Origin of the sequence: Archangium sp. (assembly GCF_036388035.1) — a bacterium.
Taxonomy (GTDB): Bacteria; Myxococcota; Myxococcia; order Myxococcales; family Myxococcaceae; genus Archangium.
Window position 1 is genome coordinate 21428 of record NZ_DASVSO010000166.1, and the last position, 7141, is coordinate 28568.

The 7141-nt window shown below is 70.9% G+C and carries 7 protein-coding genes; 6 read left to right on the forward strand and 1 reads right to left on the reverse strand.

The genetic code is table 11. The annotated features are described in order from the left end of the window. The first annotated feature begins 4 nt into the window (after nucleotides 1-4). Together VF697_RS07390 and VF697_RS07395 are read left to right on the forward strand one after the other, a co-directional pair. Nucleotides 5-1573 (forward strand): mucoidy inhibitor MuiA family protein, encoded by a 1569-nt coding sequence (locus VF697_RS07390; RefSeq protein WP_331092790.1) that lies wholly within the window; start codon nucleotides 5-7, stop codon nucleotides 1571-1573. A gap of 120 nt (nucleotides 1574-1693) precedes the next feature. Continuing rightward, nucleotides 1694-3247, forward strand: a complete 1554-nt coding sequence (locus VF697_RS07395; RefSeq protein ID WP_331092791.1) for a Do family serine endopeptidase — start codon at nucleotides 1694-1696, stop codon at nucleotides 3245-3247. 12 nt (nucleotides 3248-3259) lie between these two features. Here VF697_RS07395 and VF697_RS07400 read toward each other — a convergent pair whose 3' ends face one another. Continuing rightward, nucleotides 3260-3754 (reverse strand): YchJ family protein, encoded by a 495-nt coding sequence (locus VF697_RS07400; protein ID WP_331092792.1) that lies wholly within the window; start codon nucleotides 3752-3754, stop codon nucleotides 3260-3262. A gap of 80 nt (nucleotides 3755-3834) precedes the next feature. Here VF697_RS07400 and VF697_RS07405 point away from each other — a divergent pair, with 80 nt between their 5' ends. From VF697_RS07405 to VF697_RS07420, 4 genes are all read left to right on the forward strand, one after another. After that, on the forward strand, nucleotides 3835-4728 hold the full coding sequence (locus VF697_RS07405) for an undecaprenyl-diphosphate phosphatase (protein ID WP_331092793.1): 894 nt from the start codon (nucleotides 3835-3837) through the stop codon (nucleotides 4726-4728). Between the two features lie 2 nt (nucleotides 4729-4730). Next, the gene (locus VF697_RS07410) at nucleotides 4731-5315 is read left to right on the forward strand and encodes a CoA pyrophosphatase (RefSeq protein WP_331092794.1); all 585 of its coding nucleotides are present in this window, start codon (nucleotides 4731-4733) and stop codon (nucleotides 5313-5315) included. A gap of 187 nt (nucleotides 5316-5502) precedes the next feature. Continuing rightward, the gene (locus VF697_RS07415; RefSeq protein ID WP_331092795.1) at nucleotides 5503-5883 is read left to right on the forward strand and encodes a response regulator; all 381 of its coding nucleotides are present in this window, start codon (nucleotides 5503-5505) and stop codon (nucleotides 5881-5883) included. 20 nt (nucleotides 5884-5903) lie between these two features. Beyond that, a partial coding sequence (locus VF697_RS07420; protein WP_331092796.1) for a sensor histidine kinase occupies nucleotides 5904-7141 on the forward strand: 1238 nt, incomplete at its 3' end.

Consider the following 7141-nt stretch of genomic DNA (forward strand, 5'->3'; position numbering starts at 1 on the left):
GCCCATGCACACCCTGCCCCTGATGATGCTGGCGCTCGTCGCCCCCGCGAAGGTGTCCTCCGTCGTCGTCTACCCGGACCGTGCCCTGGTGACGCGGGTGGAGACGGTGCCGTGTACCGGCCGCGCGCTCGCCGTCTTCGAGTCCGTGCCCCCCGCCGCCGACCCCGCGAGCTTCCGCGCCCGCTCCGAGGACGCCACCGTGGAGAGCCTCGTGGCCGAGGAGCGCACCCTGGAGCGCCGCTTCGGCCCGGAGCTGGAGGCCCTGCGCGGGAAGCGCGAGGTGCTGGAGCGCGAGATGGCGGAGTTGGTGGACGCCCGCTCGCGCGCCGAGGCGTTGCGGAAGCTGGGAGATGGGCTCGCCGAGCTGTCCGTGCAGCGGGTGACGCGCGAGCTGTCCGAGCCCAAGCCGGACACCCGGGCGTGGGCCACCGCCTTCGACGCCGCGCTGGATACCCGGCTGCGTGCCACCGCCGACATGACGACGCGGGCCACCCGCATGCGCGAGGTGCAGCGTGAGCTGGACTGGCTGCGCGAGCAGGAGTCGTACCTCGGTGAGTCGGCCGAGCGCATGGAGCGGCGGGTGGAGGTGCGGCTGGCCTGCTCCTCCGAGGGCCGTGCCCGCGTGGAGTTGCAGTATGTGGTGGGCGGCGCGGGTTGGACTCCTTCCTATGAGGCGCGCGCCGAAGAGGCCGGTGGCCGGGTGGAGCTGTCCACCTTCGCCACCGTGCGCCAGTCCACCGGTGAGGACTGGTCCGGCGTGAGGTTGGTGCTCTCCACCGCCCGGCCGCGCGCCAACGCCTCTCCGCCCGAGCTGAAGCCCCTGGTGCTGAGCGCCCAGGAGCGGCCCGCCGAGCGCAAGGTGCTGGTGCGGCGCGACGAGCAGCACGAGCACGCCCGGAGCGGAGAGCAGGCCCCGGCGGAGACGCAGGGAGCGCTGCGCGCGGCCTCGCAGGGCGTCTCCGTGCAGCTCCTCGTGCCCGAGCTGGCGCAGGTGCCCGGCAATGGCACGGCCGTGCGGCTGCGCGTGGCGGGCACGAAGCTCAAGTCCTCCTTCGTCTGGCGCACCGTGCCCAAGCTGCACCCGGTGGTGTTCCGCGTGGCGAGCCTCGTCAACGGCGCTCCCTTCCCGCTGCTGCCGGGGCCGGTGGACGTGTTCCGTGCCTCGGGCTTCATCGGCCGCCAGTCGCTGGAGCAGGTGCCGCAGGGGGGCGCCTTCGAGCTCACCTTCGGCCTCGAGGAGTCGCTGCGCGTGGAGCGCGTGGTGGTGGAGGAGATCGCCCGCACCGAGGGCCTCTTCGGGGGCCGGCGCCGCTTCCGCTACGCCTACCGCTTCAACCTGGCCAACTACCGCGAGCGCCCCGAAGTGGTGGAGGTGGCCGAGCACATCCCCGTCTCCGAGCTCGATGACGTGAAGGTGGAGCTGGACTCGGCGAAGACCACCGGCGGCCATTCGCTCGAGGCGATGGATGGCATCATCTCCTGGAAGGTGACGCTCGCCCCCGCCGAGCAGCGCTCCGTGGACCTCGCCTTCCACGTGGACGTGCCCTCCAGCTACGACATGGGCGGGCTCTAGGCACCCCCGCCCGGCGAGGGAGGAGACGGGCGAGGGCCCTCTGGTCCGTCTTCCGAGGTCCGCCGTGTGGTTGTCAGTCGACACGGGGTCCGCATCTTCCTCCAGGGAGGATGTCCCTCGATGAAGCTCGCCCGCTCGGCGTTCTGGAAGCAGGTCGTCCTGTGCAATGCCCTCATGCTCGCGATCGTGACGGGGTGTGAGGCGCGCACCCGGGAGTCGGCTCCTCCCGGGCAGAAACCCTCACAGCCCACGGCGCCCGCACCGGCCGCCCAGGCCGAGCAGGGCACTCCGCCCGCTCCGTCCGCTCCCCAGGCGCAGGCGGTGGGCGGTTCGGGGCCGATGTCCATCGCGGACCTGGTCGACGCGGTGAAGGACACGGTCGTCAACGTGGATGTCCAGGCCCGTGCCCCCGCCACGGACGCCATGCCGGGGGACCTCTTCGAGCGCTTCTTCGGAGCGCCGCAGGGACCGGGCGGGCCGGGTGCTCCCGGTGGACCCGGGGCCCCCGGTGCTCCCTTTGGCGGTCCCCAGGAGCGCATCCAGCAGGGCGAGGGCTCGGGCTTCATCATCGACCCCAACGGCCTCATCCTCACCAACAACCACGTGGTGGAGAACGCCATCGACATCCGCGTCCGCCTCAACGATGGCCGTGAGTTCGACGCCAAGGTGCTCGGGCGCGACCCGCTCACCGACCTGGCCCTCATCAAGCTCGAGGGCGACGTGAGGAACCTGCCGGTGGCGAGGCTCGGCAACTCGGATCAGATTCGCGTGGGAGATCCGGTGGTGGCCATCGGCAACCCCTTCGGGCTCACCTCCAGCGTCAGCGCCGGCATCCTCTCGGCCCGAGCGCGCGACATCCAGGCCGGCCCCTACGACAACTTCCTTCAGACGGACGCCGCCATCAACCCGGGCAACTCGGGCGGACCCCTCTTCAACATGCGGGGCGAGGTCATCGGCATCAACACCGCCATCGTCGGCGGCGGCACGGGCATCGGTTTCGCCGTGCCCTCCAACATGGCCACGGCGCTCCTGCCGCAGTTGCAGAAGGGGAAGATCCAGCGCGGCTGGCTCGGCGTGTCCGTGCAGGACCTGACGGCGGACCTCGCCCAGGCGCTCAAGGTGCCGGAGCGCAAGGGCGCCATCGTCACCGACGTCCAGGGGGACACCCCGGCCGCGAAGGCGGGGCTGAAGACGGATGACGTCATCACCGCCATCGAGGGCACCGCCGTCGAGTCCTCGCGCGGCCTCACCCGTGACATCGGCTTCCGCGCGCCGGGCGAGACGGTGAAGCTGACCGTCTTCCGCAACGGCCAGCAGCAGCAGGTGCAGGTGAAGCTGGGCGAGCGCCCGGACCTCGAGGGCCTCGCCTCGGTCCCCCAGAACGAGAACGAGGAGGACACCGGCCGCAAGCTGGGACTGCGGCTCCAGGACGTGGATCCGCGCACGGTTCCGGGCGTCAAGCAGGGGGCGCTGATCGTGGGGGTGGATCCCGGCTCGCCCGCGGACCGCGCCGGCCTCCAGCCCGGCATGGCCATCGTCGAGGCCGCGGGCAAGCCGGTGCGCAACCCCCGCGAGTTCGCCCAGCTCGCCCGGGGCGCGAAGTCCGGCACCGTGCTGCTGCTGCGCATCCAGGTGGGGGAGCACCGGATGCTGCGCGCCCTCACCCTTCCTTGAGGGCGCGCCTCCTCACCCCGCGCCCTTCCCGGGAGGCGTGGGGAAGTTCGCGAGGGTGAGGGACTCGGGCGGGACGGGCAGCGCGCTCGGGGCCAGCCCCTCTCCGGCGAGGTAGCGCCAGCCCGTGCCGTCGTGCCGGAACTCGGAGCGCTCCACGAAGGAGCGATCCTTCCCCGTCTCGAAGACGCGGGCATGGAAGAGCACCAGCGCCGTGCCCGTGGTGTCCGGCGGCTGCCACCGGTCCAGCACGTGCAGCCGCGGGTACTTGTGGCCGCGGGCCACCGCGCGCAGCTCGCGCAGCAGCTCGTCCTTGGGCCTGGCGCGGTCGGGGTGCTCCGGGTGCAGCGTGCGCCACAGGTACTCCACCTCGCCCAGGGCGAAGGCGCTGTAGCGCGAGCGCATCAGGGCCTCGGCGTCTGGCGCTTCCGCCTCGCCCTTGTGGTAGCGGGCGCAGCACTGGCGGTAGCGCAGGCCGGAGGTGCAGGGACAGAGCGGGGCAGGGGGCATGGGCGTTCCTGGAAGACAGGGGCCCGTGAAGGCCCTTGCTGCCCCGGAGGGTAGCGCATACATCCAGCTCCCCACACCGTATGAGCCTCCTTCAAGCCATCGTCCTCGGGCTGGTCCAGGGATTGACCGAGTTCCTGCCCATCAGCTCCACCGCGCACCTGCGCATCGTCCCGGAGCTGCTCGGGTGGCAGGATCCGGGCGCGGCGTACTCCGCCGTCATCCAGCTCGGCACCGTGGCCGCGGTGCTCATCTACTTCCGGCGCGACATCGTCTCCTTGGGGAAGGCCTTCTTCCAGGGGCTGCTCCGGCGCCAGCCCTTCGCCACCACCGAGTCGCGCCTCGCCTGGTTCGTCCTCGTGGGCACCCTGCCCATCGGCCTCTGCGGGCTGGCCTTCAAGAAGGCCATCGAGACGTCGCTGCGCTCGCTCTACATCATCTCCGGCAGCCTCATCGTGCTGGCCCTCGTCCTCTTCATCGTCGAGCGCCGGGCCTCGCACAAGCGCACCCTGGCCGACATGCGCTGGCAGGACGGCATCATCGTGGGGCTGTGGCAGGCGCTGGCCCTCATCCCCGGCTCCTCGCGCTCGGGCACCACCCTCACCGGGGCCCTGTCGCTGGGGCTGCGGCGCGAGGACGCGGCGCGCTACTCCTTCCTGCTGTCCATCCCCGCCACCTCCCTGGCCGGCATCTTCGAGCTCAAGCACCTGCTGGAGGCCACCGAGCGGCCCTCCACCGTGGCCCTCGTCGTGGGGACGGTGGTGGCCTTTGGCTCGGGATGGGCCGCCATCGCCTGGCTGTTGAGCTACCTGCGTACCCGCTCCACCCTCATCTTCATCGTCTACCGGGTGGTGCTGGGCGTGGTCCTGCTGGGGTTGCTCCAGCTGAACGTGCTGCGCCCGATGTCCGGTGTGGAGAACGTGGACACCCCGGCCAGGCCGCTGAAGGTTCCCGTGGAGAAGCAACTGACGGAGTAGGCGTGGACACCCTTTTCGACGCACTGGAGGCCCGGCTGGCCTCCCGCCCCCCGCGGGCCGTCAACCTCCCCGGACTCGTGCTGCGCGAGGCCGCGGTGCTGGTGCCCCTCCTCGTGCGCGAGGGTTCGCCTCACATCCTCTTCACCAAGCGCCCCACCACGCTGCGCCACCACGCCGGCCAGTACTCCTTTCCCGGCGGCTCGCGAGACGCCGAGGACACCACCCCGCTGCATACCGCCCTGCGCGAGACGCGGGAGGAATTGGGCATCGACGTATCCGGGGTGCGCGTGCTCGGCGCCCTGGACGAGGTGCCCACCCTCACCGAGTTTCGCATCCAGCCCTTCGTGGGCGTCATCCCCGAGGGCGTGGAGTACCAGCCCAGCCCCGACGAGGTGGAGTTCATCCTCGAGGTGCCGCTGGCGGCCCTGTTGGACCCGACGCTCCGCCGCACGGAGCGGCGCAGTGTCCGGGGGATGGAGTACGAGGTGGACTTCTATACCTACGGCTCCCACGTCATCTGGGGCGCCACCGGCCGTATCCTCCGCGACCTGCTGCGTCTGGCCTCTGAACTCTCCGGGCGTCCGTAGCCCCGGCAGGCAGCCGAGAATCTGTTTGGGATCAAACGAGCCGGGTTTCGAGCCTTCCCGTCGTGAGCCCGCCCTCGGCCGTCCCCTGAGCGCCCGTCTTTGCGTCCCCGCCACTCCCTGGAGGTGGGACTTCCCAGCATCTGATGTAGCGTGAGAGGTACGTGCCGGCGTGGCTCGGAGCCCCCCCATGCCCAGGATTCTCATCGTCGACGATGAAGTACATGTGGTCGGAGCGCTCCGCCGGTTGTTGCGGCGTGAGGGCTTCACCATCGAGGTCGCGCTCAGTGGTGAGGAGGCTCTCCAGAAGCTCGAAACCTTCGAGGCGGACGTGGTCATCTCCGACTTCCGCATGCGGGGGATGAACGGCCTGGAACTGCTCGGGCAGGTGATGCAGCGGGCGCCCAAGACGGTGCGGGTGCTCATCTCGGGCCACGCGGACCTGTCCTCCGTCGGCGCGCGGGCCGGCGTCATCTCCCACTTCATCAGCAAGCCCTGGGACGACGAGCGGCTCGTCGCCGATGTCCGGGCCCTCCTCGGGGGACAGGGCCCCGTCACCCCGGGGCCCTGAGCGCCCCTCCTTCCTCGCGCATGGACGCTCCATCGAAGCAGGCCGTCCTGGAGGCGGACCCCACGCAGGTCCACCAGGGCATGCAGGCCGTCGCGAGCCTGGGCCCGGCTGTGTTCAACGGGGCGCTCATCCTCTGGTACTGGGGGCAGTGGCCCGTGGTGCTCGGCGTGCTGGGCGTCGGGGTGTGGCTCTCCCTGTTCAACCTGCTGCTCGTCGAGCGGCTCGCCACCCGCGTGGGCTGGGGCTGGGCGGAGACGGCGCGGATGCTGGCCAACCTGGTGGGCGTCTCGGTGACGGGCACGCTCACCCACTGGTCTCCCCTGGTGTGGATCTTCGTCCCCTACAACCTGCTCTGGTTCTACGGGATGGATCGCTGGGTTCTGCTGCGCATCGTCTTCTACCTGGGGTCGGTGCTCACCGTGGCGCTGTCCACCGGTGGCCGTCCGGAGATGGCCCTGGCCTGTGTCCTGTTCTGCGGCTGCGCCTACCTGGTGTTGGAGCAGCGGGCCGCGCTGCTGCGTGGGATGCTGGGGCACATGGTGGAGCAGCGCGAGCAGCTCGAGAAGGCCCACCGGGAGCTGCAGGAGCTGCACCAGCGTGCCCTCGAGCAGGAGAAGCTCTCCAGCCTGGGCATGCTGGCGGCGGGCGTGGCGCATGAAATCAACAACCCGATGAGCTTCGTGACGAGCAACGTCAACTCGATGCTCCGGGACCTGCGCGACGAGCCGAACCTGTCCGAGACGATGAAGGAGTACGTGGACGACGTGCTGCCGGCCACGGTGGACGGCATCAAGCGGGTGAACGCCATCGTCGCGGACCTGCGCCGCTTCGCGCGGGGGGACCCCGAGGCCCATACCGGTTACGACCTCGATGCCGAGGTGGAGACGGCGCTGCGCATCGCGCACGGGAAGCTTGGTCACTGCCGGGTGGAGAAGGAGCTGGGCGGGGTGGGGACGCTGGTGGGCCGCCCGCGGCAGATCGTCCAGGTGCTGGTGAACCTGCTGGTCAACGCGGGGCAGGCCACCGCGTCCGGCGGCGTGGTGCGCATCTCCACGCGCCGCGAGGGGAACGCGGTGCGCGTGGAGGTGCGTGACACCGGCACGGGCATGTCCAAGGAGACGATGCAGCACCTCTTCGAGCCCTTCTTCACCACCAAGCCCCCCGGGGAGGGTACGGGGCTGGGGCTGTCGGTGGTGCACGGCATCATCCGGTCTCACGGTGGCCGCATCGACGTGGAGAGCGAGCTGGGCCAGGGCAC